Annotated in this window: 25 protein-coding genes; 3 read left to right on the top strand and 22 right to left on the bottom strand. The window is 43.2% G+C overall.

Features of this window, described 5'->3' with window-relative positions; all coding sequences use genetic code 11:
- Positions 1-290 precede the first annotated feature (290 nt).
- The 3 genes from ACNQGS_RS01650 to mce form a co-directional block, all read right to left on the bottom strand.
- Positions 291-1,412 (bottom strand): tripeptidase T, encoded by a 1,122-nt coding sequence (locus ACNQGS_RS01650; RefSeq protein ID WP_491485805.1) that lies wholly within the window; start codon positions 1,410-1,412, stop codon positions 291-293.
- 99 nt (positions 1,413-1,511) lie between these two features.
- The gene (locus ACNQGS_RS01645; RefSeq protein WP_491485804.1) at positions 1,512-3,059 is read right to left on the bottom strand and encodes an acyl-CoA carboxylase subunit beta; all 1,548 of its coding nucleotides are present in this window, start codon (positions 3,057-3,059) and stop codon (positions 1,512-1,514) included.
- Positions 3,060-3,063: 4 nt separating this feature from the next.
- On the bottom strand, positions 3,064-3,477 hold the full coding sequence (gene mce / locus ACNQGS_RS01640) for a methylmalonyl-CoA epimerase (protein WP_491485803.1): 414 nt from the start codon (positions 3,475-3,477) through the stop codon (positions 3,064-3,066).
- A gap of 162 nt (positions 3,478-3,639) precedes the next feature.
- Between mce and prli42 the strand changes: the two genes are divergently transcribed.
- On the top strand, positions 3,640-3,738 hold the full coding sequence (prli42, locus tag ACNQGS_RS01635) for a stressosome-associated protein Prli42 (RefSeq protein WP_213144931.1): 99 nt from the start codon (positions 3,640-3,642) through the stop codon (positions 3,736-3,738).
- A 41-nt stretch (positions 3,739-3,779) separates the two neighbouring features.
- On the opposite strand, the gene ACNQGS_RS01630 is transcribed toward prli42, so the two are convergent.
- From ACNQGS_RS01630 to ACNQGS_RS01555, 16 genes are all read right to left on the bottom strand, one after another.
- A complete protein-coding gene (locus ACNQGS_RS01630) occupies positions 3,780-4,289 on the bottom strand; it encodes a L,D-transpeptidase (RefSeq protein WP_491485819.1) in 510 nt (169 codons plus the stop codon).
- Positions 4,290-4,365: 76 nt separating this feature from the next.
- Positions 4,366-5,088, bottom strand: a complete 723-nt coding sequence (locus ACNQGS_RS01625; protein ID WP_491485802.1) for an amino acid ABC transporter ATP-binding protein — start codon at positions 5,086-5,088, stop codon at positions 4,366-4,368.
- Positions 5,081-5,740, bottom strand: coding sequence for an amino acid ABC transporter permease (locus tag ACNQGS_RS01620; RefSeq protein ID WP_213144928.1), 660 nt, complete (start codon positions 5,738-5,740; stop codon positions 5,081-5,083). The genes ACNQGS_RS01625 and ACNQGS_RS01620 overlap by 8 nt, the downstream gene beginning before the upstream one ends.
- 43 nt (positions 5,741-5,783) lie before the next feature.
- Entirely contained in the window at positions 5,784-6,560 is a 777-nt protein-coding gene (locus ACNQGS_RS01615) for a transporter substrate-binding domain-containing protein (protein ID WP_491485800.1), read from the bottom strand.
- A 254-nt stretch (positions 6,561-6,814) separates the two neighbouring features.
- Positions 6,815-7,252 carry a BrxA/BrxB family bacilliredoxin gene (locus ACNQGS_RS01610; protein WP_213144926.1) on the bottom strand — a complete coding sequence of 146 codons (438 nt, stop codon included), beginning with the start codon at positions 7,250-7,252 and terminating at the stop codon, positions 6,815-6,817.
- A gap of 108 nt (positions 7,253-7,360) precedes the next feature.
- Positions 7,361-8,485: a methylmalonyl Co-A mutase-associated GTPase MeaB gene (meaB, locus tag ACNQGS_RS01605; RefSeq protein ID WP_491485798.1), complete on the bottom strand. Its 1,125-nt coding sequence runs from the start codon at positions 8,483-8,485 to the stop codon at positions 7,361-7,363.
- Entirely contained in the window at positions 8,486-10,627 is a 2,142-nt protein-coding gene (gene scpA, locus ACNQGS_RS01600) for a methylmalonyl-CoA mutase (RefSeq protein ID WP_491485818.1), read from the bottom strand.
- 37 nt (positions 10,628-10,664) lie between these two features.
- The gene (locus ACNQGS_RS01595; RefSeq protein ID WP_491485797.1) at positions 10,665-12,521 is read right to left on the bottom strand and encodes a methylmalonyl-CoA mutase family protein; all 1,857 of its coding nucleotides are present in this window, start codon (positions 12,519-12,521) and stop codon (positions 10,665-10,667) included.
- A gap of 142 nt (positions 12,522-12,663) precedes the next feature.
- On the bottom strand, positions 12,664-13,968 hold the full coding sequence (locus tag ACNQGS_RS01590) for a dihydrolipoamide acetyltransferase family protein (RefSeq protein ID WP_491485796.1): 1,305 nt from the start codon (positions 13,966-13,968) through the stop codon (positions 12,664-12,666).
- Positions 13,969-13,986: 18 nt separating this feature from the next.
- Positions 13,987-14,970, bottom strand: coding sequence for an alpha-ketoacid dehydrogenase subunit beta (locus ACNQGS_RS01585; protein ID WP_423799034.1), 984 nt, complete (start codon positions 14,968-14,970; stop codon positions 13,987-13,989).
- An 11-nt stretch (positions 14,971-14,981) separates the two neighbouring features.
- A complete protein-coding gene (locus ACNQGS_RS01580) occupies positions 14,982-15,986 on the bottom strand; it encodes a thiamine pyrophosphate-dependent dehydrogenase E1 component subunit alpha (protein ID WP_491485794.1) in 1,005 nt (334 codons plus the stop codon).
- A gap of 42 nt (positions 15,987-16,028) precedes the next feature.
- Entirely contained in the window at positions 16,029-17,450 is a 1,422-nt protein-coding gene (gene lpdA / locus ACNQGS_RS01575; protein ID WP_491485792.1) for a dihydrolipoyl dehydrogenase, read from the bottom strand.
- 21 nt (positions 17,451-17,471) lie between these two features.
- Positions 17,472-18,575, bottom strand: a complete 1,104-nt coding sequence (gene buk / locus ACNQGS_RS01570) for a butyrate kinase (protein ID WP_491485791.1) — start codon at positions 18,573-18,575, stop codon at positions 17,472-17,474.
- A 105-nt stretch (positions 18,576-18,680) separates the two neighbouring features.
- The gene (gene bcd / locus ACNQGS_RS01565) at positions 18,681-19,784 is read right to left on the bottom strand and encodes a branched-chain amino acid dehydrogenase (protein WP_378584019.1); all 1,104 of its coding nucleotides are present in this window, start codon (positions 19,782-19,784) and stop codon (positions 18,681-18,683) included.
- Between the two features lie 35 nt (positions 19,785-19,819).
- The gene (yqiS, locus tag ACNQGS_RS01560) at positions 19,820-20,767 is read right to left on the bottom strand and encodes a phosphate butyryltransferase (RefSeq protein ID WP_491485790.1); all 948 of its coding nucleotides are present in this window, start codon (positions 20,765-20,767) and stop codon (positions 19,820-19,822) included.
- 83 nt (positions 20,768-20,850) lie between these two features.
- Entirely contained in the window at positions 20,851-22,926 is a 2,076-nt protein-coding gene (locus ACNQGS_RS01555; protein ID WP_491485789.1) for a sigma-54 interaction domain-containing protein, read from the bottom strand.
- Positions 22,927-23,095: 169 nt separating this feature from the next.
- On the opposite strand from ACNQGS_RS01555, the gene ACNQGS_RS01550 reads away from it, so the two are divergent.
- Positions 23,096-23,344, top strand: a complete 249-nt coding sequence (locus tag ACNQGS_RS01550; RefSeq protein ID WP_213144915.1) for a DUF2627 domain-containing protein — start codon at positions 23,096-23,098, stop codon at positions 23,342-23,344.
- A 12-nt stretch (positions 23,345-23,356) separates the two neighbouring features.
- On the opposite strand, the gene ACNQGS_RS01545 is transcribed toward ACNQGS_RS01550, so the two are convergent.
- Positions 23,357-24,085: a glycerophosphodiester phosphodiesterase gene (locus ACNQGS_RS01545; protein WP_491485787.1), complete on the bottom strand. Its 729-nt coding sequence runs from the start codon at positions 24,083-24,085 to the stop codon at positions 23,357-23,359.
- Between the two features lie 35 nt (positions 24,086-24,120).
- On the opposite strand from ACNQGS_RS01545, the gene ACNQGS_RS01540 reads away from it, so the two are divergent.
- Entirely contained in the window at positions 24,121-24,261 is a 141-nt protein-coding gene (locus ACNQGS_RS01540) for a YycC family protein (protein ID WP_491485786.1), read from the top strand.
- Positions 24,262-24,318: 57 nt separating this feature from the next.
- Here ACNQGS_RS01540 and spo0A read toward each other — a convergent pair whose 3' ends face one another.
- Positions 24,319-25,113, bottom strand: a complete 795-nt coding sequence (spo0A, locus tag ACNQGS_RS01535) for a sporulation transcription factor Spo0A (RefSeq protein WP_213144912.1) — start codon at positions 25,111-25,113, stop codon at positions 24,319-24,321.
- A gap of 270 nt (positions 25,114-25,383) precedes the next feature.
- Positions 25,384-26,673, bottom strand: a complete 1,290-nt coding sequence (gene spoIVB / locus ACNQGS_RS01530; protein ID WP_491485785.1) for a SpoIVB peptidase — start codon at positions 26,671-26,673, stop codon at positions 25,384-25,386.
- Between the last annotated feature and the right edge of the window lie 49 nt (positions 26,674-26,722).

Genomic DNA, 26,722 nt, shown 5'->3' with positions numbered 1-26,722 from the left:
TGATTAACTTTGCAACATACTCTTTATACTCTTGGGAATTATGTTTACCCATGTGAACACGTCCTTTTAAATGATGATTGTATTATAAACTAAATCTCATTTTTACGTGTCCACTTTTAAGACTAACCTCAGTTGGCCCATTTCCAACTTCACTTCGGGCAATATAAGGCCGCTATTTTTCCAACGGCTCCCCTTGCAACGTCCTTCCGGTAAATTTGATTCCATTTTGACTGTATCCTTTGTAAAGAAAAGGAGAACCCATAAAAATCAGGTTCCCCCTTCGAAAAACTTTATTGGTTCGTCACTTCATCAATGATCGCCAAGACCATTTCCCCAAGCTTGTATAGCTCCTCAATGGGCATGCGCTCATTGGTAGTGTGGATTTCTTCGTAACCGACAGCGAGGTTCACTGTTGGAATGCCGAAGCCTGCGATGACATTTGCATCGCTGCCGCCGCCGCTGTGCTGCAGCTCGCAGCTGCGGCCAATTTTAGCAGCTGCTTTACGAGCGATTTCTACCACCTGGTCGCCTTCGCCAAATTTGAAGCCCGGATACATAACTTGCACATCCACCTCAGCACGTCCGCCCATTTCTGAAGCAACTGTTTCAAAGGCTTCCTTCATTTTCGCAGCCTGCGCTTCCATTTTTTCAGGAATCAAAGAACGGGCTTCAGCTAAAATATCAACCCGGTCGCAGACAATGTTTGTCGCTTGGCCGCCTTCAAAGCGTCCAATATTGGCAGTTGTCTCGTGGTCGATTCGCCCTAACGACATTCTCGCAATAGACTTTGCCGCAATCGTAATAGCAGAAACACCTTTTTCAGGTGCAACCCCGGCATGGGCTGTTTTTCCATAGATAACCGTTTTAATTTTCGCTTGGGTCGGTGCGGCCACAACCACGTTTCCGACTAACCCGTCGCTGTCAAGCGCGTAGCCATATTTTGCCTTCATTAGCGTAGGATCAAGAGCTTTTGCCCCGACAAGGCCGGATTCTTCCCCAGCTGTAATCACAAACTGGATTTGGCCATGCGCAATGTTTTGTTCTTTCATCACACGAATCACTTCTAACATAACAGATAAACCTGTCTTATCATCTGCTCCAAGGATGGTCGTTCCATCGGTCACTACATAACCGTCTTTAATCGAAGGCTTAACTCCCCTGGCAGGCACAACTGTATCCATATGAGAGGTAAAATAAATTGGGTCTACCCCTTCTTTCGTTGCAGCAAGGGTGCAGATCAAGTTGCCAGCGCCATGGCCAGTTATAGAAGTTGTATCATCCTCATATACGTCAAGCCCTAAGTCGCTGAACTTTTTCTTTAACACTTTAGCAATTTCGGCCTCATGTTTAGTTTCCGAATCAATTTGGACCAGCTCTAAAAATTCATTTAAAAGACGTTCTTGGTTAATCATTTGCCGAAGCCTCCAATATATGTACTTTACTTTTTCAGTATACCTTTTTTTCAAACGAGTCTACAAATGAAAGGACCATTAAAAATGGTCCCAAAAAATCTACAACGGAATATTTCCGTGTTTTTTATATGGTCTCGATTCTTTCTTCGACCTTAGCATCTCTAATGCTTGAATCAACTTGATTCTAGTTTCGCGCGGGTCGATGACGTCATCCACCATTCCCCTGGATGCCGCGACATAAGGGTTCGCAAATTTCTCACGGTACTCCTCTATTTTTTGCTGCCTAGTCTGTTCAGGGTTATCGCTGTTTTGGATTTCCTTTGCGAAAATAATATTAGCTGCTCCCTGTGGACCCATGACGGCAATCTCTGCATTCGGCCAGGCAAAGACAAGGTCGGCGCCGATAGACTTACTGTTAAGCGCCACATACGCGCCGCCGTAGGCTTTGCGCAGAATTACCGTCAACTTTGGAACGGTCGCTTCTGAATAAGCAAATAAAATTTTTGCCCCGTGGCGGATGATGCCGCCATGCTCCTGCTTAACGCCCGGGAAGAAGCCAGTTACATCTTCAAAGGTGATAATCGGGATATTAAAAGAATCGCAGGTGCGAATGAATCGGGCTGCTTTGTCGGAAGAATCGATGTCAAGACCGCCGGCCATTACTTTTGGCTGGTTACAAACAAGTCCGACTGTTTCCCCTTTAATTCTTGCAAACCCAACAACAATATTTCTGGCAAAATCCTTATGAATTTCCATGAAAGTATCCGCATCAACAATCTGTTCAATAACATTTCTTACGTCGTATGGGCGGACAGCATCAAAGGGAATCACATCCGTCAAATCAGGACGGTAATCTTCCTCTTCTGCCACTTCCACTCTTGGCGGTTTTTCTTCATTATTCTGCGGCAAGTAGCTCAGCAGCTTTCGTACATTTGCCAAAACTTCTTCCTCGGTTGCACCGCGGAAATGAGCATTCCCGCTGATGGTATTATGTACACCGGCACCGCCCAAGTCTTCTGCCGAAATTTTCTCCCCGGTAACGGTTTCAATAACCTTCGGCCCTGTAATGAACATTTGGCTCGTTTTTTCCACCATGAATACAAAATCGGTAATTGCGGGTGAATAAACCGCACCGCCGGCACATGGACCCATGATGACGGAAATCTGCGGAATGACTCCCGAATAAATAGAATTGCGGTAAAAGATTTGTCCGTAGCCGTCTAAGGATACAACCCCTTCTTGGATGCGGGCACCGCCGGAATCATTCAGGCCGACAAACGGGGTGCCATTTTTGGCTGCCAAATCCATTACATTAGCAATCTTTTTGGCATGCATTTCCCCCAAAGCGCCGCCAAAAACGGTAAAATCCTGTGAAAACAAATAAATCGGCCGGCCGTTCACTTTTCCATATCCAGTTACAACGCCATCGCCAGGCCCCTTTTGGTCTTCCATCCCAAAATCGTTTGTGCGGTGCTCAATAAATGGATTTAATTCAACAAACGTCCCCTTATCGACTAACAGGTCAATCCGCTCGCGGGCTGTCAGTTTCCCTTTTTCATGCTGCTTTTCAATCCGTTCATCACCGCCGCCGAGTTCTACCTCCCGGCGTTTGTCATACAGCTCGTTTAACACTTCATAGATATCCATTTTGTTACCCCTTTGTCTGTTTCTTTTCGCAAAGCTCAAATAAAACGCCCGATGCCGATTTTGGATGCATGAAGGCAATATCTGCCCCGCCTGCTCCTGGCCTTGGCACCTCATCGATCATCCTGATACCATGCTCCTTCATTTCCGCAATTCTAGCTTCAATTGATTCCACCCCAAGAGCTACATGGTGTATGCCCTCGCCGCGTCTTTCAATAAAGTTGGCAATCGTGCTCTCCTCTGAAGTAGGTTCGAGAAGCTCAAGCTTGGTCTCGCCGGCCTGCAAAAATGCTACCTTTACCTTTTGACTGACCACTTCTTCAATTTTTAAAAGAGGGAGCTTTAACACTTCCGTATAAAAAGGAAGGGTCGCCTCAAGAGACTTTACAGCAATTCCAATATGATCGATTTTTTTAATCATTTTAAAATCCCCTTTTTTCAATTTTAACATAAATTCGACAATAACATTATTCGTGAAAAAGTTCATAAATCCTTCCTAAGTTGCTGAGTTGTTCCGTTGTCCTTTTGGGCTTTTCCAAGTACAATGTAGATAAAACCTTTTAACCAAAAGGAGGCATTCATTTTGAATAACAAAAAATCTAGAAAAATTATTGTTTATTTAATGCTCTTTGCTATGCTGGCTTCCACTCTTCTAATTGGAATTGCCCAGTTCTTATCATAACAATTAAGGGACTGTCCGCATTGACGGACAGTCCCTTTTTCTTATTTGATAGCACCGCTTTCCTTTGCGAGTGCTTCAAATGATTTATTGGATGATATTACTAAAATTTTTGTCCCAAGCGGTATCAACGGGAATAATGAGGTAATAACCTCATTCTGGGTGCGGATGCATCCTTGAGAAACATATTTTCCAACAGATGCCGGCTGATTGGTGCCATGAATGCCGTAGATCCTGCCATCCGTTTCCCTTGCGTCAAAACCAATCCACCTAGAACCAAGCGGATTCTTCGGGTCGCCCCCTGGAATGTCGCTGCGGCGATAGTATGGATTCTCTGCTTTTACCGTAATCGTAAACAGGCCCTCCGGCGTTAAATCCTCCGTCTTGCCCGTGCCTACACTGACTATGGTTTGGACTCTATTCTCACTAATAAAGGCAAGTTCATTATTACTCTTGTTAACAATTACAAATGGGTCCCCTGGCAATGGGTTTGGACCCAATGGCCAAATGGGGGATAGGGAAAGTGCCATCAGGATTGACGAAAAGATTTTGATCATAATCATCCTCCTGCCGTTTTTCCCCTAGTTTGCATCAATCTAACATTCTTATTCATTTTCCACGATCAACGATTTATAAAACTTTTTCTAAAAAGTCCTTTGCACGAGTGGTCTTTGGATTTTTGAAAAACTCTTCCGGCGAGCCTTCTTCTAACAATTTCCCTTCATCAAGAAACATAATCCGGTCGGAAACTTCCCGCGCAAATCCCATTTCATGTGTAACGATTGCCATCGTAATACCTGTATGGGCCAAGTCCTTAATAACATTAAGAACTTCCTTGACCATCTCTGGGTCAAGCGCAGATGTCGGTTCATCAAATAGCATTAACTTTGGCTCCATGGCAAGGGCACGGGCGATGGCCACTCTCTGCTTCTGCCCCCCTGAAAGATTATTAGGATAGGCTGATTCTTTTTCAGATAGTCCCACTTTGGCTAATAGTTCGCGGCCTTTTTTCTCAGCAGTTTCCCTGGATTCACCTTTAACTCTCATCGGTGCATACGTTAAGTTCTGCAAAACAGTCATATGCGGGAATAAATAGAAATGCTGAAAGACCATGCCGATTTCCTGTCTGACTTTCGAAATATCCGTTTTTCGGTCGGTAATGTCTTGATTATTAATCCACACTTTCCCTTTTGTCGGATCCTCCAACAAATTCAAACAGCGAAGAAAGGTTGATTTTCCTGACCCTGATGGTCCGATAATGGAGACTACCTCACCGCTTTCGATACTGGCTGAAATATTTTTTAAGACTTCATTATCGCCAAACTGTTTATAGAGGTTCTCTATTTTAATCACTATATTTCAGCCTCCTTTCAACCAGTTTGCCAGCAGTTGTTAAAACGAAAACGAGGACCCAATAGATCAGTCCGACAAAAATTAATGGTTCAAAATTATGATACGTATCTGCTCCCACAACCTGGGCACGGCGCATTAAATCCAAGTAGCCGATTGTTGATACAAGCGCCGATTCCTTTGTTAAGGTAACAAATTCATTCATAAGGGCCGGTAAAATATTTTTAAGGGCCTGTGGCAAAATAATATCCTTCATCATCAGGCGATAAGGAACACCGAGCGCCAGGGCTGCTTCTGTCTGACCTTTATCCACGGCTTGAATGCCCGCTCTGATAATCTCTGACACATACGCAGATGAATTCAACCCAAATGCCAGAATGGACGATAGGAATGGATCAATATCGTAACCAGTTAATTGCGGAACCGCAAAATAAATTAACATTAGTTGTAAAATCAATGGCGTACCGCGGAAAATGGATGTATATATATCTGCAAGCCAATTTAAAGCCTTGACTCTGGAAATTTTCAATAATGCCAGAATGGTACCGAGAACAAATCCAAATATAATGGCGACAACGACAAATTTTAATGTTACCCATATTCCTTTTAGTATAAAAGGAATATAAGGCACAATTTGGCTAAAATCCAAATTCATGCCTTACACCTCACCTCAAATATTTTCTTTTAAAAAAATGCTATTATTGTTGGTCTTTTAACCACTTATCTTTCAATTCTTGCAGCTTTCCATTTTGCTCCAATTTATCAAGAGCCTTATTAACATCCTTTACAAGCGCACTGCCTTTAGGAAAAGCGATGGCCATCCCTGGTGAACTGCTTGTAGGATCATCAAATCCCGCTAAATTTTGCTCTTTAATATAACCGGTAGCCACTGACTTATCTAAATAAGCTGCATCGATTCGCTTAGTTAATAGTTCTTGAATTAAAGTTGTAGCATTGTCTAATGGCTTCGCTGTAAAGTTAATCTTCTTTTGAAGTTCCTTAGCACCCTCTTCTTGGATGGTTCCTAATTGAACACCAAGTGTTTTTCCTTTTAAATCATCTACTGTTTTAATGTTAGAATCCTTTAAAGTAATGAACATTTCACCTGAACGATTATATTCAGTTGAAAAATCTACATTCTTTTTACGCTTCTCAGTTGCTGACATTCCAGCAAGGACCATATCAACCCGTTTTGCCTGCAATGCTCCGATTAAGCCATCAAACTTCATGTCTTTAATTTCAAGCTTATATCCTAATTCGTCAGCAATCGCTTTGGCAAGGTCGATATCGAAGCCTTCAATGTCACCTGATGTATTTCTAGATTCAAATGGAGCAAAATCAGCAGATGTTGCCATTGTTAATACTTTTTTGTCTGAAGATTTTTCACCGTTAGCTCCGTCCTTATTACTTTGGCCGCAGGCAGCCATAACGACTAATGAAAAAATAATAGTTAGAAATAAAAATGTCTTTTTCATGATATCCTCCTGATTATTATAATTTGAAATTATATAATGACTTGAATTTTTATTCAACAAATTGGATATTAACACAGCAATGAATTTTTGAAAAGATATTTTTCTAATATAAAAATATTCAAAAAATTAGACGAACCTTTTATAATAGTTAAAATGGGCACAAACCATTTTTTTATGTGTATTTTCCATAAAAAAACACCTCTTTTATGAAGAGGTGTTTAATAGGGATATTTAACCTTTCTTGGGTTAAATTATTATATTTCTTCGCAATATTTATCAAATTCCTGCTGAAGCTTGGCAACCACTGTTGCTGGGTCATAGCCTTCAATCTGATGTCTTTCAATCATGGAACAAATCTTTCCGTCCTTTAATAAGGCGAAGGAGGGAGAGGATGGCGGATAGCCTGTAAAATAGCTTCTTGCCTTTTCTGTCGCTTCTTTATCCTGACCGGCAAAAACCGTTACTAGGTGATCTGGGCGCTTATCATAATGAACGGAGTATGCTGCCGCTGGACGGGCAATACCGCCGGCGCAGCCGCAAACTGAATTAATCATGACTAGAGTTGTACCCTTTTGGTTTAAAGCCTCTTCAACCTCATCGGCTGTCTTTAGCTCTTGGTATCCGGCAGTGGAGATTTCCTGGCGCGCCTGGCGGACAACATCATTCATAAAAATATTAAAATCCATGCTCATTGAATTCACTCCTTATGTCTTACATACCTACATCATAACAGTTAAAATAGGTTTTTTTCAAATGATTATTCCTGACGTGAAAAAGAAAAGCTGCCGATGAATCGACAGCTATAGATTAGAGTTTATAAATGTCTCATAAAGCTTTTCCACGGCTGTGGCCACCGTTACGTCCCCGGTGATGACTTCGTTTTCATACTTGGGAAGCAAATTCTTCACACCAGGGTGATGAAAGAAATGATAGTGAAGAGTATCGGTAATCATCGAATACAGCCATTCTCTGGATTGAAATTTTCTTCTTTCGTCGAAAACGCCTGAGGTTTTCACCGTCGCTTCGAAGGTTTGGATGACCTTCCAGATATCTGCGATTCCCTCGTGGGTCAAAGACGAACAGGTATAGGCTTTCGTTCCCCATCCCTTTGTGGCCGGCTGGAGAAAATGCAGGATACGGTTATATTCCTTCCTCGTTTTCTCGGCATTTTGCTTATTCGCCCCGTCCGCTTTGTGGACGATGAGGCAATCGGCCAGTTCCATAATGCCTTTTTTCATTCCCTGCAATTCGTCACCAGCACCGGTTAGGACAAGCAGCATGAAAAAGTCGACCATATCACGAATGATAACTTCACTTTGGCCTACACCAACCGTTTCAATTAGTATGACATCAAAGCCAGCTGCTTCACAAATCAGCATTGCTTCCCTTGTTTTCCGGTGAACCCCGCCAAGCTTCCCAGCCGTTGGCGAGGGACGGATAAACGCTTTTGGATTCCGGGCCAATGTTTCCATTCGGGTTTTGTCACCGAGGATACTCCCGCCGCTAATCTTTGAGCTTGGGTCAATCGCCAAAACGGCAACTCTTAGTCCAAGTTCACATAGATAGGTTCCGAACGCCTCAATAAATGTGCTTTTTCCAGCCCCAGGCACCCCGGTAATACCGATGCGAATTGACTTACTAGAGTGAACCAGCAGCTTTTGCAAGAGCGCCTGTGCTTTTTGAAAATGCTGTTCAGCGTTGCTTTCCACAAGGGTAATCGCTCGGGCAAGCAGGCTTCGATCACCTTTAAGGACCCCTTCATACAATTCGTCTAGCGAGGGCTCAGTCGATCCTCGTTTTTGAAAACGGACATTTTTTTGAAAAGTCACTTCACCTGTAATCTGCTCCTGTCCTTTCCTAATGACAGTAGAAAATTTATCCGGATCATCCGGGTTTGCCCATTCCGGTTTTTGTTCACCCATCATTTAATTTGCCACTTCCTCGTAACCAAGCCGCTTATAAATCTCCTTGATTACCTTTTGCGCTGCAACTGGAATAATCGTACCAGGACCGAAGATGGCCGCTGCCCCATTGTCATATAAAAATTGATAATCCTGGGCAGGTATTACGCCGCCGACAACTACGAGAATATCCTCACGGCCAAGCTTCCTTAATTCTTCAATAAGCTGCGGCAAGAGTGTCTTATGTCCTGCGGCAAGTGAGCTCATTCCAATTACATGAACGTCATTTTCCACCGCTTGCAGGGCTGTTTCCTCCGGTGTTTGGAAGAGCGGGCCGATATCGACATCAAAGCCAAGATCGGCAAATGCCGTAGAAATGACCTTCGCCCCGCGATCATGACCGTCCTGCCCCATTTTCGCAATCAGAATCCGCGGCCGTCTGCCTTCATTTTCAAGGAATTCTTCTGTCATTCTTTGGACTTCGGCAATTTCTTCTTCGTTTGTAAAAGAAGTGCTGTAGACGCCGCTAATGGAGCGGATGACGGCTTTATGCCGGCCTGCTGCTTTTTCTATCGCATCGGAAATTTCGCCTAGCGTCGCTCTTTCGCGTGCCGCCTTGACAGCAAGTTCTAATAGATTCCCTTCGCCGGAAGCAGCCGCATTGGCTAAAGCTATTAAAGCCTCTTCCACTTTCTGTAAGTCCCGATTTACTTTTAAGGAATTTAGTTTTTCAATTTGCTTTAAACGGACAGCTGTATTATCTATGTCCAAAATATCAATTGGCTCTTCTTTTTCAAGCCGGTAGCGATTAACGCCAATAATCGTTTCTTTTGCAGAGTCGATTTGTGCCTGCCGTCTTGCCGCCGCCTCTTCAATTTTCATTTTCGGCAGCCCGGTTTCAATGGCCTTCGCCATTCCGCCGAGATTTTCAATCTCCTCGATATGTGTCCAAGCCCGCTTGATTAATTCATCCGTCAGTTTTTCCACATAGTAGGAGCCTGCCCATGGATCGATAACCTTGGTTATGCCAGTTTCTTCTTGTAAAAACAACTGCGTATTACGGGCAATCCGCGCTGAAAAGTCTGTCGGCAGGGCAATCGCTTCGTCCAACGCATTTGTGTGCAGGGATTGGGTGTGGCCCATTGCCGCCGCATGCGCTTCAATCAGCGTCCGGGTTACATTATTAAACGGATCCTGTTCGGTCAAACTCCAGCCTGATGTTTGCGAATGGGTGCGGAGTGCCATTGATTTTTCGTTTTTCGGATGGAAAGATTTCATCATTTTTGCCCAGATATATCTTGCTGCCCGCATTTTGGCCACTTCCATGAAGTAGTTCATACCGATGGCCCAGAAAAAGGACAACCTCGGGGCAAATGAATCAATGTCGATTCCGGCTTTAAGTCCCGTTTTTACATATTCCAAGCCGTCTGCTAACGTATATGCGAGTTCAATATCGGCAGGTGCCCCGGCCTCCTGCATATGATAACCAGAAATACTAATGCTATTAAACTTAGGCATGTATTTGGACGTATATTCGAAGATATCGGCAATGATCTTCATCGACATCTCTGGCGGATAAATATACGTATTCCTGACCATGTACTCTTTTAGAATATCATTTTGAATCGTTCCGGACAGTTTTTCCTGGCTGACTCCCTGTTCTTCGGCCGTTACGATGTAAAAAGCCAGTACCGGGAGAACGGCGCCATTCATCGTCATGGAAACGGACATTTGATCGAGCGGAATTCCGTCAAAGAGAGTTTTCATATCGAGCACTGAATCAATTGCCACCCCAGCTTTCCCAACGTCACCGACTACCCTTGGATGGTCAGAGTCATAGCCGCGGTGAGTGGCCAGGTCAAATGCCACCGATAAGCCTTTTTGCCCCATCGCCAGATTGCGGCGGTAAAAGGCGTTACTCTCTTCGGCAGTGGAGAATCCGGCATACTGCCTGACTGTCCAAGGTCGGTTCACATACATGGTCGGATATGGTCCCCTCGTATATGGAGGAAGCCCCGGCAGGCTGCCGAGCTGTTCTGTCCCGTCTCGGTCTTCCTTTGTATAAATCGGTTTTAGCATGATTTGTTCATTGGTCTCGAACAGTAAATCATCAAGGGAGGAGGCAATCTCTTTATCAACTTTTTCCCGCCATGCTTCTTCCGTGATAAAATTCTGGTTCCCAAACAGTTTTGCGTTTTGAAAATCAGGCTTTTGTTTGTTCAAGAGAGTTCACCTCCATGTCAGATAGGATTTCATCGATGGTTTCACAGCAATTGCTTTTTACATGAATAAACCGCTTAAGCCCCTCTTCGTACCACTGGGCCTGCAGTTCTTTTTCAGGAAGCCCAGCCAGAAGGAAGATTAGGTTTGGAAATTCAGATTTTAACGCTGTCAGCATCTCATGTCCGATTTGCTCATACTGTTCATTTGTTCCGCAAATGCAGACAAAGTTAGTTTTTAAGTCTATGATAAATTGTCTGGCATCCTCTATCGTGTGGACCGGCTTGCTTTCAGCAGGATGGATTCCACCGGCTGCAAGAAAGCCCTTCATGAAATCAAGTCTTGGTTTATGCTGCTTTAGTTCGCCTAGACATAGCATGCCGACTGAAGGTGCAGCACCTGTTGTTTCCTGTAATTGGTTTGCCTTGAAGCGAAGCTCCTCATATGGTTCTGCTAATCTGTGCTGACGGATGGCCTTGAAGTCTTTTGTGGCTACGGCCATTTTCATTAGCTGCTTTTGGCTAGGTACCGCTTCATCCAATTTGGCATAAACATTTGTCCCGACGATACTTTGCTTTCTTATTTGAATATCGAGGTTCCTTTTTTCATAAACAGCAGCAATTTGCTGTTGAAGCCAGTTTGACTTTAATGCCTCCAAAATGCCTCCCGCAGCCTCAATTTCCTTAAAAAATTCCCATCCATTTTCCGCTAGCTGATTGGTCAGCGTCTCCACATACCAAGAGCCGCCTGCAGGGTCAACCACCTTCTGCAAGTGTGCTTCTTCTTTTAGAATTAGCTGGATGTTGCGAGCAATCCGTTCGGAGAAAGAAGTAGGCCCAGTCAATTCATTAAATGGCTCCACAAGCAAATATTGGGCTCCCCCTAAAACAGCGGCAAATGCCTCGTTGGCGGAACGAAGGATATTGACATGAGAGTCAAAGATAGTTTTTGTAAAAGATGAGGTTGTGGCGGCAATCTGCATACCCCTTGCTTCCGCTTCGGCACCGTAAAGTTCCGCAATCCGCTTCCAGATTACGCGGGCTGCTCTAAGCTTGGAGAGTTCCATAAAAAAGTTGCTGCCGATGGAAAATTGGAAAATTATTTTTGATAGAGCTTTTTCAATGTTCATGCCATTATCAAGAAGCTCCTGTAAGTAATAGACTCCTGTGGCTGCGGCAATCCCGAGCTCTTGAACAGCATTAGCTCCGCCATTATGGTACGGAGTGGTGTCGACAAGAACAGTACGTAAATTAGGAAACTTTCCATCTGCTTGCAGGATTTGACTGGTCCGTTCTTTAAGTAATTCCTCTTCGATTGCTCCAACTTCTGCAAATAGGGAAACGGGATCATTGCCTATGTAGCCTGTAAGGTTTGTTCCATCACTATACTGGCCGGCAAGATTTTTTAAAATGTCATTCAGTTCCCATCTGGCGTTGATAGCAAATGGGTATTTTTTCTCTAAACCCGCCAATAAATCTGGAAAACTATTGTTTTTCGAAACTTCAAAAGAAATTGCTGTTTGTCCCTGTTCAAGGGCCTCTTGAAGCTTTTGTTTAAGTTCTTCGGGTGTTTGATAAGATATTTTCTGGGCAACTTTCCATTCGTCTGTTACATATCCTAATGGGGCAATTCCCCTTCTAAAATCAGATCCTCCTGGATAGTCAGGTACCTGTTGTTCATCCTGCTCGGTATAAAGCGGTTTCAAAACAATGTTTTCATAGGTGGTACTTTGTAATAATTCAATCTTTTTCCCTTTTAATGATTTCTCGGCCTGTTCCTTCCAATCATCTATTGTTTTTACAGGGAAAGATTGATTACGTATATTTTTCAAACTCCTCATCCCCCTTCCGCATATTTATTGAACTAATATTCAATTAATTCTATTTTAGGGTACAACCTCGATTCAGGCAAACATTTTCAAAACTTAAAAAATAAACAGCCGCCAATCAAAACTTGAATGGCGGCTGTTGCAGGCAAATTTTTTAGTAAATAGAGGTTGTTGTTTTAGACATGTTTTCGATGATTTCTTTCACCCTAGCTAGGAACCGGCCGCAAACAAGCCCGTCAAGAACACGGTGATCTAAAGACATACAAAGATTAACCATATCACGAACTGCAATCATCCCGTTATTCATGACAACAGGACGTTTCACAATCGATTCGACCTGAAGGATCGCGGCCTGCGGGTAATTAATGATGCCCATTGACTGGACAGAACCAAAAGAGCCGGTGTTATTGACTGTTATCGTACCACCCTGCATATCCTCCGGACGAAGCTTTCCGGACCGCACCTTCACGGCAAGGTCAGAGATTTCACGGGCAATACCTTTAATCGTTTTCTCATCGGCATTTTTGATGACAGGCACGAATAAAGCGTCATCTGTGGCGACTGCAATCGAAATATTGATATCCTTCTTTTGAATAATCTTGTCGCCGGCCCACATCGAATTAATTTGTGGGAATTCTTTTAGAGCCTGAGAAACGGCTTTTACAAAGAAAGCAAAGAATGTTAAATTGAAGCCTTCTTTTTTCTTGAATTCATCTTTTATGGAATTGCGGTAGTCAACAAGGTTGGTGGCATCGACTTCCACCATTGTCCAGGCATGCGGTATTTCATGCTTGCTGCGTAGCATGTTCGTGGCAATCGCTTTGCGGACGCCGGTAACTGGAATTTCGATATCCCCTGCTGCCACCGGAACCGATACGGCAGGTGCCGGTGCAATAGCTGCTGGAGCAGGCTGACTTGGAGCCACAGCCTCCTGAACAGGCAGTTTACTAGCTGCTTGCACTGGTGCCTCCGCTTTTTGTCCTGCTGCTGGAATATTACCAGACTCAATGATTTGCAATAAATCCTTACGAGTTATCCTGCCCCCAGCACCAGTACCTAAAACCTGCGTTAAATCAATGCCATGTTCCTGCGACAACTTAAGAACAGCCGGCGAATACCTGGCCCGATTCCCCTGATCAACAGGAGTGGCAATACCGTTCCCTACAGCCGCTTTTTGTTCAGGTGCGGAAACAGCTGCCTCCGGAGCAGGAGCGCCGCCTTCCGTTTCGATGGTACAGATAATTTCCCCAACAGCCATTGTATCACCTTCGGCAGCAATGAGTTCCTTAATTACACCTGAAAAAGAAGAAGGAACTTCCGCGTTAACCTTATCTGTCATGACCTCTGCCAGAGGGTCGTATTTATTTACCTTATCTCCTACAGAGACTAGCCATTTGCTGATTGTACCTTCCGTTACACTTTCGCCTAACTGCGGCATTTTAATTTGTTCAGTTGCCACTATTTCATCCTCCTAAACCTAAAACTCCGCAAGCTCGCGCATTGCTTTTTCGACCTTATCCGGATTGACCATAAAGAATTTTTCCATTGTTGGCGCATATGGCATTGCTGGAACATCTGGGCCGGCTAACCTTTTAATCGGGGCATCCAGTTCAAATAAGCAGTTCTCGGCAATAATGGCGGCAACCTCACTCATAATGCTGCCTTCTTTATTGTCCTCCGTGACGAGCAGTACCTTACCTGTTTTCGATGCTGCTTCGATAATCGCTTCTTTATCTAGCGGATAAACGGTACGCAAATCCAAAATATGCGCAGATATGCCGTCTTTGGCTAATTTCTCTGCCGCTTGCAGGGCAAAATGCACGCAAAGCCCGTAAGTGATAACAGTGATGTCCTCTCCTTCACGCTTTACATCTGCTTTACCAATTGGCAGGGTATAATCTTCAGTAGGCACTTCACCTTTAATTAAGCGGTAGGCCCGTTTATGTTCGAAAAATAACACCGGGTCATTATCGCGAATGGCCGCTTTTAAAAGTCCCTTTACATCATATGGGGTGGATGGCATCACAATTTTTAAGCCTGGCTGATTTGCAAATACGGCCTCAACTGATTGTGAATGATACAAAGCTCCATGAACGCCGCCGCCATATGGGGCGCGGATGACAATCGGACAGTTCCAATCGTTATTAGAACGATAGCGGATCCTTGCCGCCTCGGAAATAATTTGGTTTACTGCGGGCATAATAAAATCAGCGAACTGCATTTCCGCAATTGGCCGCATTCCGTACATGGCGGCCCCGATTCCGACACCGGCTATCGCTGATTCCGCCAGCGGCGTATCAATTACGCGATCTTCACCAAATTGTTCATACAGTCCTTGTGTAGCCTTAAAAACGCCGCCTTTTCGCCCCACATCTTCACCAAGAACAAAAACTCGAGAGTCTCTCTCCATTTCCTCGCGAATGGCCATAGTAACTGCATCAATATATGAAATAACTGCCATATTCCTTCCCCCTAACGATCCCCGTATACATATTTCAATGCATCCTCTGGCGCTGCATAAGGTGCATTTTCTGCATAGTCAGTGGCTTCATTGACGATCTGCATGACGCGGTCATTGATTTCCTGCTCCAATACATCATTCAACACGCCGGTTTCCTTCAGATATGCACCAAAGGTGATGATTGGGTCTTGCGATTTTGCCTTTGCAACCTCATCAGGCGCCCGATATGAGCGGTCATCATCGTCAGAAGAATGCGGAGTTAAACGATAAGAAACAGTTTCAACTAAAGTCGGACCTTCGCCGCGGCGCCCGCGCTCGGCCGCTTCCTTAACAACCTTATAAACCTCTAACGGGTCATTGCCGTCAACTGTATAACCTGGCATGCCGTAACCAATGGCACGGTCAGAAACCTTCTCACAACCCAATTGTTTTTCAATTGGCACAGATATCGCATATTTATTATTTTCACACATAAAAATGACCGGTAGTTTATGAACACCAGCAAAGTTGGCACCCTCATGGAAATCCCCCTGGTTCGAGGATCCTTCCCCGAACGTAACAAAGGAAACAAAGTCCTTCTTCTCCATTTTACCGGCAAGAGAAATCCCCACCGCATGAGGAACTTGCGTAGTTACAGGCGATGAACCGGTGACGATCCGATTCTTCTTTTGCCCAAAATGTCCCGGCATCTGCCGTCCTCCGGAGTTAGGGTCTTCTGCTTTGGCGAAACCTGACAGCATCAACTCTTTTGGAGTCATCCCAAACGTTAATACGACACCCATATCACGGTAATAGGGCAATACATAATCTTTTTCCCGGTCTAGGGCAAAGGCAGCACCTACCTGTGCAGCCTCCTGCCCTTGGCAGGATATTACAAATGGTATTTTACCTGCACGGTTCAACAGCCACATCCGCTCATCGATACGGCGGGCCAAAAGCATCGTTTCAAACATTTCCAGCACTTTTTCATCGCTTAAGCCTAAAGCTTCATGACGCTTTTCCACCATAAACTTCATTCCTCCCGTTTGTTCGCTTTAAATCATTTCTCTCCCAAAAACCTATCCATGTATGGCCTTCCCGTCAACAGCCAATGCCGCCTCGCCAATTGCTTCCGAAAGGGTTGGATGTGGATGGATGGTGTGGGCAATTTCCCATGGTACAGCATCAAGCACCATCGCAAGGCCGGCTTCCGAAATCATATCAGTAACATGAGGACCAATCATATGCACCCCTAAAATATCATCGGTCTCCTCATCAGCAATAATTTTAACAAATCCATCTGCTTCACCGAATACAAGGGCTTTCCCAATGGCACGGAAAGAAAATTTCCCCACTTTTACTTTATGCCCATTTTCCTTTGCTTGATTCTCTGTAATACCGACACTGGAAACCTCGGGACTGCTGTAAATGCATCTGGAAACTAGGGCATAATTAAGCGGTGACGTTTTTTCACCCGCAATATGCTCCACAGCAATAATCCCTTCATGCGAGGCAACATGGGCAAGCTGCAGCCCGCCTATCACATCACCAATGGCATATATATGGGATTCTTTTGTTTGAAAAACCTCATTCGTTACAATAAAACCTTTTTCAATTTGGATCTCTGTATTATCAAGTCCAATGCCCTCAGTATTGGCCTGCCGCCCTACTGATACAAGCAGCTTTTCCGCTTTGAACTCTTTCACCGAACCCTTTACTTCTGCCGAGATGGCCACTCCATTATCTTTCACCAATGTTTCAGGAAGAACTTTTGCGCTTGTAATAATGTTAATCTTCCGCTTCTTCATCAAACGCTGCATTTCTTTCGAAATCTCGTGATCCTCCGTCGGTATAATTCGGTCTGCGTACTCAAGAACAGTCACCTCTACACCAAAATCGGAAAGCATCGAGGCCCACTCAATTCCAATTACTCCACCCCCCACAATAATGATCGAGCTGGGAAGGGCTTCAAGCTGAAGGGCTTCATCAGAGGACATGACATATTCGCCGTCAATGTCAAGACCTGGCAATGTCCGCGGTCTTGACCCGGTCGCGATAATGACATTCTTCGGTAGGAGCATTTCATTTTCAGAACCATTGTTCATTTCAACGGAAATAGTCCCTGGCATCGGCGAAAAAATCGAAGGTCCTAATATCCGGCCAATTCCTTCAAATACATCGATTTTCCCCTGCTTCATTAGATGCTGGACACCTTTATGCAACTGGTCAATAATTTTGTTTTTTCGTTCTTGAACCTTGCCAAAATTAACCGAAACTTCTCCAGTGATCACACCGAATTCATCGCTGCGCTTTGCTGTTGCAAACACCTCCGCACTCCTGAGCAGTGCCTTACTTGGAATACACCCTTTATGAAGACAGGTACCTCCAAGTTCGCCTTTTTCAACAATTGCCGTTTTCAAACCAAGCTGTGAGGCGCGGATCGCCGCTACATAGCCGCCGGTCCCTCCGCCAAGTATGACTAAATCATATTCTTGTGCCATTTGGTTCCCTCCCAAATTCCCCTAAATTTTCACTGTTTTAAATTTCCCTGGGTAATCCTTAACCTCTTCTTCCCCGAGTAAGACCCGAAGTGCCCCTTCTGCTAACGCCTGCAGCTCATTTTCACCCGGGTGGACAATTACGTCCGCAATCCATTTAATCCGATCAATAATTGATTTAACAAATTCTTTACCATATGCCAAGCCGCCTGTTAAACAAATAGCATCCACTTTTCCGGACAAAACAGCGCTGGCAGAGCCAATTTCTTTTGCCACCTGGTATGCCATTGCCTCATAGATCAGCTTTGCCTCCTGATCTCCAACCGCGATTCGTTGCTCAACCTGCAGTGCATCATTTGTACCAAGGTAACCGACAAGCCCGCCTTGGCCGACCAGCTTTTTCATAATTTCTTCCCTGAAATATTCACCTGAATAGCATAAAGCAACTAAATCACCAGCCGGAACTGTTCCGGCACGCTCCGGACTGAAGGGGCCATCGCCATGGAGGCCATTATTGACATCGACGACCCTGCCCTGTTTATGTACTCCGACGGTAATTCCGCCCCCCATATGGGTAACAATCAAATTTAATTCGTTGTATTTTTTTCCAAGCTCTTTGGCAGCCCGTCTGGCGACAGCTTTTTGATTTAACGCATGAAAAATGCTTTTTCTTTCGATTAATGAAAAGCCTGAGATTCTGGCGATGGGGTCAAGCTCATCGACAACAACCGGGTCGACGATATATGAAGGAATATTAAGTCCCGAAGCTATTTCAAAGGCAATGATACCGCCGAGATTAGATGCATGCTGACCGGAATAACCTTTCTTAAGGTCTTCTAGCATTTGGCTGTTAACTGCATATGTTCCACCCTCGATTGGACGAAGCAAGCCGCCCCGCCCACAGACAGCATTTAATTTCGAAAGATTGATTCCTTCATGATCCAGTGTCTCCAAAATCACATTCTTTCTGAATTCATACTGGTCAATAATATTAGCAAAAGTATTAAGAATCTCCATGTCATGTCGAAGGTTTTTTTCAAAAATGGAAATTTCATTATCGAATACTCCAATTTTTGTGGAGGTGGAACCGGGGTTAATGACGAGAATTCGATATTCTTTATTTGGCAACGGATAAACCTCCAATTTACTTCTGAAACACTTGACTTTCGAATATTAAAGGCAAAGACGCTGAATTTCCTCATTCAGCGCTTTGCTAAAGTATTTCAGTTGTTTCTATCTGGTTCTTCTTCTGCTTAAAATATTGTGGCCATTTTGCAGGAATTGGCTTCTGGAATTGCGTATTCTTTCAATCCGTTCCTCTGCCATGCGGTCTGCCGCCACGTAGGTTGGAATGCCATCCCGCTTAGAAATTTCAATCACTTTTTCAATGCTGTTGTAGATGGTTTCTACTTTTTTCATAGCGCGTTCATAGTTATAGCCATATAATTCATCCGCAACGTTAATGACTCCGCCCGCATTTATGACGTAATCAGGTGCATATACGATTCCCATTTCATGAATGAGGTCGCCATGACGGGTTTCCTTTAATTGGTTATTAGCAGAACCTGCAATTACTCTTGCTTTCAATTGTGGGATCGTATCGTCATTAACCGTTGCACCTAGCGCACATGGAGCATAAATATCACACTCTACTCCATAGATTTCATTTGGGTCCACTGCACGGGCGCCAAATTCTTCTACTGCACGGTTAACGGCTTCCCTATTTATATCAGTAACGATTAACTGGGCACCTTCTTCATGTAAATGACGGCAAAGACTATAAGCTACATTTCCAACCCCTTGGATTGCGACTACCTTTCCTTCAAGGGAATCAGAACCAAATGCCGCCTTCGCTGCGGCTTTCATTCCACGGTATACACCATATGCCGTTACCGGAGAAGGATTTCCCGATGAACCGAATGCTGGAGAAATACCAGTAACATAGTCAGTTTCTTCATGAATCAAGTCCATGTCCGCAACAGTTGTTCCAACGTCTTCCGCTGTAATATAGCGTCCATTCAAGCCTTGAACATAACGCCCGAAAGCGCGGAACATTTCTTCGTTTTTATCTTTGCGCGGGTCGCCGATGATAACCGTTTTACCGCCGCCAAGATTTAATCCTGCTGCCGCATTTTTGTATGTCATCCCTTTAGCAAGTCTTAGCGCATCTTCGATTGCCGCTTCTTCTGATTCATATGTCCACATCCGTGTACCGCCAAGTGCTGGCCCCAAGGTTGTATCATGAATGGCAATAATCGCTTTTAATCCGGATTGTTTATCCTGGCAGAACACTACCTGCTCATAATCATATTGCTCTAGGTACTTAAAAATTTCCATGTTAATGCCTCCTCTGAAAAATAAGTGTACTAGTACTATACAGAACACAATGCCAATGCCAGCGAATATAGCTTGCTCTCAGCCGAATCGGCTCTTGAAGTCAAGACGATTGGTGCTTTCGCTCCAGAGATGACAGCACCCACTTTGGCATTTGCAAAATAAATTAATGATTTATATAAGGCGTTTCCCACTTCAATCACAGGTACCAAAAGAATGTCAGCTTCCCCTGCAACCTCGCTTTGAATCCCTTTGTGCTCGGCAGCAAGCGCTGAGATGGCGTTATCCAATGCAAGCGGGCCATCAATAAGGCAGCCTTTTATTTGTCCCCTTCTGTTCATCATGGTTAACGCAGCAGCATCCAAGGTTGCCTGCATGGCAGGGTTTACTTCTTCGACAGCCGCAATCGGCGCAATCTTTGGGGTTTCAATCCCAATAGCCTTGGCCAGGGCAACAGCGTTTTTGACAATTTGTACTTTCTGCTGTAAATCCGGAGCAATGTTCATAGCTGCATCCGTTACGATAATAAAGCGTTCAAATCCGGGCACTTCGAATACAGCCGTGTGAGATAGCACACTCCCTGTCCGTAAGCCAAATTCCTTATTTAAAACTGACTTTAACATAATATTAGTAGGAAGATTCCCTTTCATTAACACATGAGCTTCTTTGCTTGAGACTGCTTTAACAGCGGAATCAGCCGCTTCGGCTAATGAGGCTGTATGGATAATCGTAAGACGATTCTCGCTATTTGCATCTATTCCTTTCAATTGAAGGATGGACATGATCTTTTCTTGATCACCAAATAGTAAAAAATGTGCCAAGTTACGATTTAGCGCATCAAGGACTGCTTCAATCACTTCCTTGTCTTCTGCAGCCGCAACTGCAACTGTTTTAGCACCATTTTGGGTTGCTTTGTCAATCAATGTTTCAAGCAGCAAGTAATCATCAACCCTTTCACCTTTCCTGCAACTCCATATATTTAACATGCAATAATCATGCCAAATTTCTCTTTATGAAAACGCTTTATTTATCAGAATGTAAACACGCAAAAAATTTCACACCTTGAAATTTATTGCATGCTATTATTTTCAAGATTGTATTTTTCTAGCTTATAATATAAGTTTCTCACTGAAAGTCCAAGGGCTTTGGCCGTTTGTGTTTTATTTCCGTTGAGGCGGGCCAATGTTTGCTGGATAATCTTTGCCTCATGCTTTTCTATCATTTCTGATAATGTGCCCTCCACAGAGATTGAACCCTGTATCCGATCATCGGAATGTTCATTATGTACCATATTACTTGTTAGTTGTGGCAAATGAGGGACATCAATAAGCGTTTCGGAATAGTTCATAAAAATAATCGCTCTGCCAAGTATATTCTCCAGTTCTCTGACATTCCCCGGCCAGTCATATTCCATCAAAAAATGTAAAGCAGCCTGCGTAATCCCTTCTACGTTCCGGCCGTAATCACGGTTAATTTTTTGAATCAGCCGTTCTGATAACGAGGGGATCTCCTCTTTCCGTTTTCTCAATGGGGGAATGTGGATAGGCATACGATTCAAACGGTAGTATAAGTCTTCCCTAAAGCTTCCCTTCGCAATACCCTTTTCTAAATTGACATTAGTGGCTGCAATGATTCGCACGTTGATAGTCATTGGTTTAGTTCCACCTACACGGATAATTTCATTTTCCTGCAGAACTCGGAGAAGCTTCGCCTGGGTATTAGCGGACAGTTCGCCTATTTCGTCAAGAAAAATACTTCCGTTATTAGCTTCCTCAAACAGCCCTCGCTTTCCTCCCCTTATCGCTCCTGAAAACGCTCCCTCTTCATAGCCAAACAGTTCACTTTCAAGCAGCGATTCGGATATAGCTGCGCAATTCACTCGGATAAACTTGTTATATTTTCGGTCGCTCGCATTATGGATTGCATGGGCAAACAATTCTTTACCTGTCCCTGATTCACCGCGCAGAAGAACTGTCGCCGGGGTTTTTGCTCCCAATTTGGCCTGCTCGATGGCAAGCATCATTTCATCCGATTTTCCGATAATGTCCTCAAATGTATATTTTGCTTCAAGCTTACGAATCAACTGCCTGGCTCTGTTCAATTCCCTGCTTAGCGATTTCATTTCTGACATATCATGGATGACCCCGACGCTGCCTTTCAATTTTCCGGTTACGATGATTGGCGCCACATTGACGATGACTTCCCGTTTGTGCGGTCCTACCCGCATTGGCACACCTCTCACAGCCCTTCTTGTTTGCAGTACCTTCATGTGCATGCTTTCACCTTCGGAAATATCAGCTGTTGCAGGTTTTCCGATTACTTCCTCCTGTGTGAGGCCTGTTAATCTTGTGTAGGCGGGATTAATTAGAATTCCCCGGCCCTCTTCATCCACGACGGAAATGGCATCGTCACTAGAATGAATAATCGCTTGGAGCATCGTCTGAATCTCTTTTAAATCAGTGATTTCCTCAGCAAGCTTAACCACTTCGGTTATATCCTTAAAAACGGCGAGAGCACCGATTAAAGTTCCATTCTCCTCAACAATCGGAATCCTAGTTGTGATAATCTTGCGGCCATTCCCCAAGACCATCTCCTGATTTGTTTCAATTCTTCTAGTTTGCAAAATAATCGGCAGCCGGCTATGGGGGATGATTTCTGTGACATATTGACCGATTATTTCCTCTTTGTCTACCCCCATCATTTCTTCGGCTCTTCGATTAAAAAGAATAATATATCCATGATGGTCAATAACCACCATTCCATCATTGGTCGAATTAAAAATAAGCTCCTGAAGATAGGATTCATATTGATGCTTTTCAATTAGCTCTTCTTTTTCTTCCATTAATTTAGAGACAAGAAAGGCGACACTGCCTGGGATTAAAATCGTTTTTTGACTCTTTTCGTTTCGTAATTTTTGAAAAACATTTTCATCGCCTGTTACTTCAATGATGATGTCAAGGTTTTCGGTTAAAAATGGCTGCCAATCCGTTCCGGTTTTGATTCCTTCCTTTTGGGCTAAAAGGATACCGGGGGCGTCTAAATTCCGGTCAATTACGACAGAGACATTGAGCACTTCCGATTCTTTTAAAATTTTTAAAATGGCACTTCCGCCTTTTCCGGCCCCGACTATCATGATATTTTGCATGAAATCCGCCCCTATGTATCAAAGTACGCAAAATTTTTCTATTCTAGATTGATTATTATGCAATTTTTTTCAGATTAATTGTAAACCGTAACCCGCATCTTGACAAATTAAAACCATGTACTATTATTTTTATGTGATATGCTTAAATAAAAAGCGGAAGGATATTTTTATGAAGCGGATTATTGCCCTCATCATTTTAGTCATCCCTGGATTTTTGGCAGCGGTTGGAATTAAATTAATGCGCGACATGACCTTTGGGGTTCTGCAAGCACCCTTTCCGAAATTATGGCTTCAATTTATCGTCGGATTACTTTTACTTTTAGGCGGTTTAGGTTTTGTAGCAGGATTTATCCTTTATCGCGACCGTAAACGAAATAAGGTACAGGCTCGATTTAAGGATACGAGGACCAAAAAATAAAAGAGGCCGTGGTCACGGTCTCTTTTCATATTGTTTTCGAACCTTTCTAGCCTTAACCGGGTTATCTGTGATAATTGCTGTACAATTCACATTAAATAGGCGATGCATATCCGCTTCGCGATTAACCGTATACGGTCGTACAGCGATACCATTTTCCATTGTCGTTTTGACAATTTGATCCGGTACCGTGGAATGTTTAGGATGAATTCCCTTGGCTTTTATCGATTGCGAGTAAACCCACGGCATGTAAATTCCTTCGATAAAAAGCGGAGCTGTTTCAATTTCTGGCGCTAACCGATAACTGGTAACAATGCTATAATGGTTGAAGGAAGAAATGATAATCCGATCCGACAGATTATATTTTCTTACCATTTCTATTACCTTTTGTTCCATTCCTTCATATGGAATAAGACCGTTCTTAAACTCAATATTGCATAAGAGCTTGTTTGTTTTCATCCATTCCAGAACTTCTTCCAAAGCTGGAATTGGTTCTTTTTTAAACCCTTTGTTATTGGCGTTAAATTTCCTGATTTCTCTGTATGAAAAGTCTTTCACAAAGCCATTCCCGTTTGTAGTCCGATCAATTTTTTCATCATGAATGACAACGATTTCGCCATCACTTGTTAATTGGACATCAAGCTCTAACCCGTCAGCACCCGCTTTTTCAGCCGCCAGAAAGGAACTCATTGTATTTTCAGCATGCGTTGCGGAAAAACCGCGGTGAGCAAATATTTGTGTCATTTTTTCACTTCCTTAAACAGATTGGAGGGTCTTGTATGAAACCTTTACAAATATCACCTGAAACTGCAGTCAAACTGGCCGATAAACTAAAAGTCCCACTAGAACAGATTATGCATATGCCACAGCATATTCTCATTCAAAAATTAATAGAATTGGAAAAAGATAAAAAGAACTAGAAAAATTGCACAATAAAAAGCCTCAAAACTAATGAGGCTTTTTTATTATTATTCCTTTCAAGAAGCCTTATGCTCCAGACGCAGTTTATCAGCCACCATCGCAATGAATTCAGAATTGGTCGGCTTTGCTTTGGACATGCTGACGGTATAGCCAAATAGGGACGAAATGGAATCAATATTTCCGCGGCTCCACGCTACTTCAATGGCATGGCGGATGGCCCGTTCCACGCGGCTTGCGGTTGTATTATATTTTTTTGCAATATCAGGATATAACACTTTTGTAATCGAGCCGAGCAGTTCTATATCATTAAATACCATCGAAATGGCTTCGCGCAAATATAAGTACCCTTTAATGTGAGCAGGTACACCAATTTCATGGATAATGCTTGTAATGCTGGCATCGAGATTCTTTGGTTTTGCATCCGGCTGGGTTCGATAGGTGGAGGCGGAAACCTTCCGTGCGGAGAATGAGCTTCTGCTGCCGCTGACCTGACGAATGTGGCTACCTAAATTCTCCATATCAAAAGGCTTTAGGATAAAATAGGAGGCACCAAGCTCCACGGCTTTTTTCGTAACATCTTCCTGGCCAAAAGCTGTTAACATAATGACATTTGGCAATACTCCTTTTTTCAACTCGCGAAGGCGCTCCAGTACTGCCAGCCCGTCAAGATGAGGCATGATAATATCAAGAACAAGTACATCTGGGTCAATCGTGTTTAACATATCCAGGCATTCCTGGCCATTATGGGCAACACCTGCCACTTCCATGTCATCTTGAGAAGAAATATAATCCTCCAATAACCCTACAAGTTCTCTATTGTCATCCACGACACATACTTTTATCTTCTTCAACTTGGTTCCTCCTCAATTTATCACAATACTCTATTTTGTAAATGTCAAAAATCCTCTAATTCTATTCTAAATTAGAAATTCGACAATGCAACAAAAAATCCTCTCATTTTTTTAATATTTCTTAAAATAGTGATAAAATCTTATCTTTTCTTAATTTTTCTCGTTAATTCGACTAAAAACGCCATTTTTCCAAATTATAACTAATTTTTGTCGAAAAATCTATACCAAAGAAAAAGCAAAATAGGAAAATTATCCTATTTTGCTTATCATTTAACTTGCTTTATTTTTCGGCATTTCGTATATGTTAATTCCGGCTTCATTTAACATCCATTCAATGTGAACCCCGTAACCGGAGGTCGGATCATTCACAAACACATGGGTGACAGCGCCTATTAATTTTCCATCCTGAATTATAGGGCTGCCGCTCATTCCTTGGACGATTCCACCTGTTTTTTCAAGCAGTTTTGGATCGGTCACTTTGATGACCATTCCTTTTGTCGCCGGAAACTTTTGCGGAATTGTACTAACAATTTCTACGTTAAATTCTTCTACTTTGTCATCATTGACCACTGTCAAAATCTTAGCTGGCCCTTCTTTTACCTGATGGGATAAGGCAATTGGCAGTGGTTTATCCAATACTCCATTTTTTAATTCTTTGTTCAATTCACCAAAAATTCCAAAAGGACTATTCTTTTTAATATTTCCTACAATTTCACGATCTGATGAGAAACGAGCCAGTTTTTCACCGGGGTCACCGTTGCTCCCCTTTTCAATGGAAGTCACCGTAGAGCGGACAATTTGTCCATCTTCTACGACAATTGGCTGCTTTGTATCCATATCCGAGATAACATGACCAAGCGCACCATATTTCTTCGATTGCGGGTGAATAAATGTCATCGTTCCGATGCCCGCAGCCGAATCCCTTATATACAAACCAAGTTTATAGCTGTTTTCTCCTTTATCCTTCAAAGGAGTCAATTTTGTTGTAAATTTACCGCTTTCACGGCTGATTGCCATTTCAAGCGGCTTTCCATCCTGCCCTGCACTTTGAACGAATGGCGCCACATCAGCCATTTTTTCAATCTTATTTCCATTAATTTCTGTAATGATATCGCCAATTTTTATTCCTGCAATTTCGCCTGGAGATTTCTTTCCGTTTTCAGTATTGACTAGGTGGTGACCAACCACTAATACGCCAACTGTATTTAATTTTACACCAATCGACTGTCCGCCAGGGATCACTCGAAAATCCTTTAAGACGTTAACATCGACCTTTTTAATGGGGATACCTGCAAATTCTAATAGCATTTCGTTCTTACCGTTTTCCGATGCTTTTACAGCGACTGAATGGTTTTCCTGATCAAGTGTGATATTAGAATTGGGTGATTGGACCGAAGCTGAAACAAATGCAGCCTTTTTAAAGCTAAAATCCTGCCCCTCAAAAAGGGTAATATTCTTCGGAACACTTACATACTCACGCATAGGCTGAAAAAAAATAAGGCTGAATAATGAAACAAGGAGAATTCCACCAATTATTTTTCTAACGATTTCTAATTTCAAATCTTTTCACTCTCCTCGCTTCTTTTTCTGCAATTGAAATGGCTACATC

Source organism: Neobacillus sp. PVCKKU3 (assembly GCF_058323225.1).
This window is presented reverse-complemented; position numbering and strand designations above follow the sequence as displayed.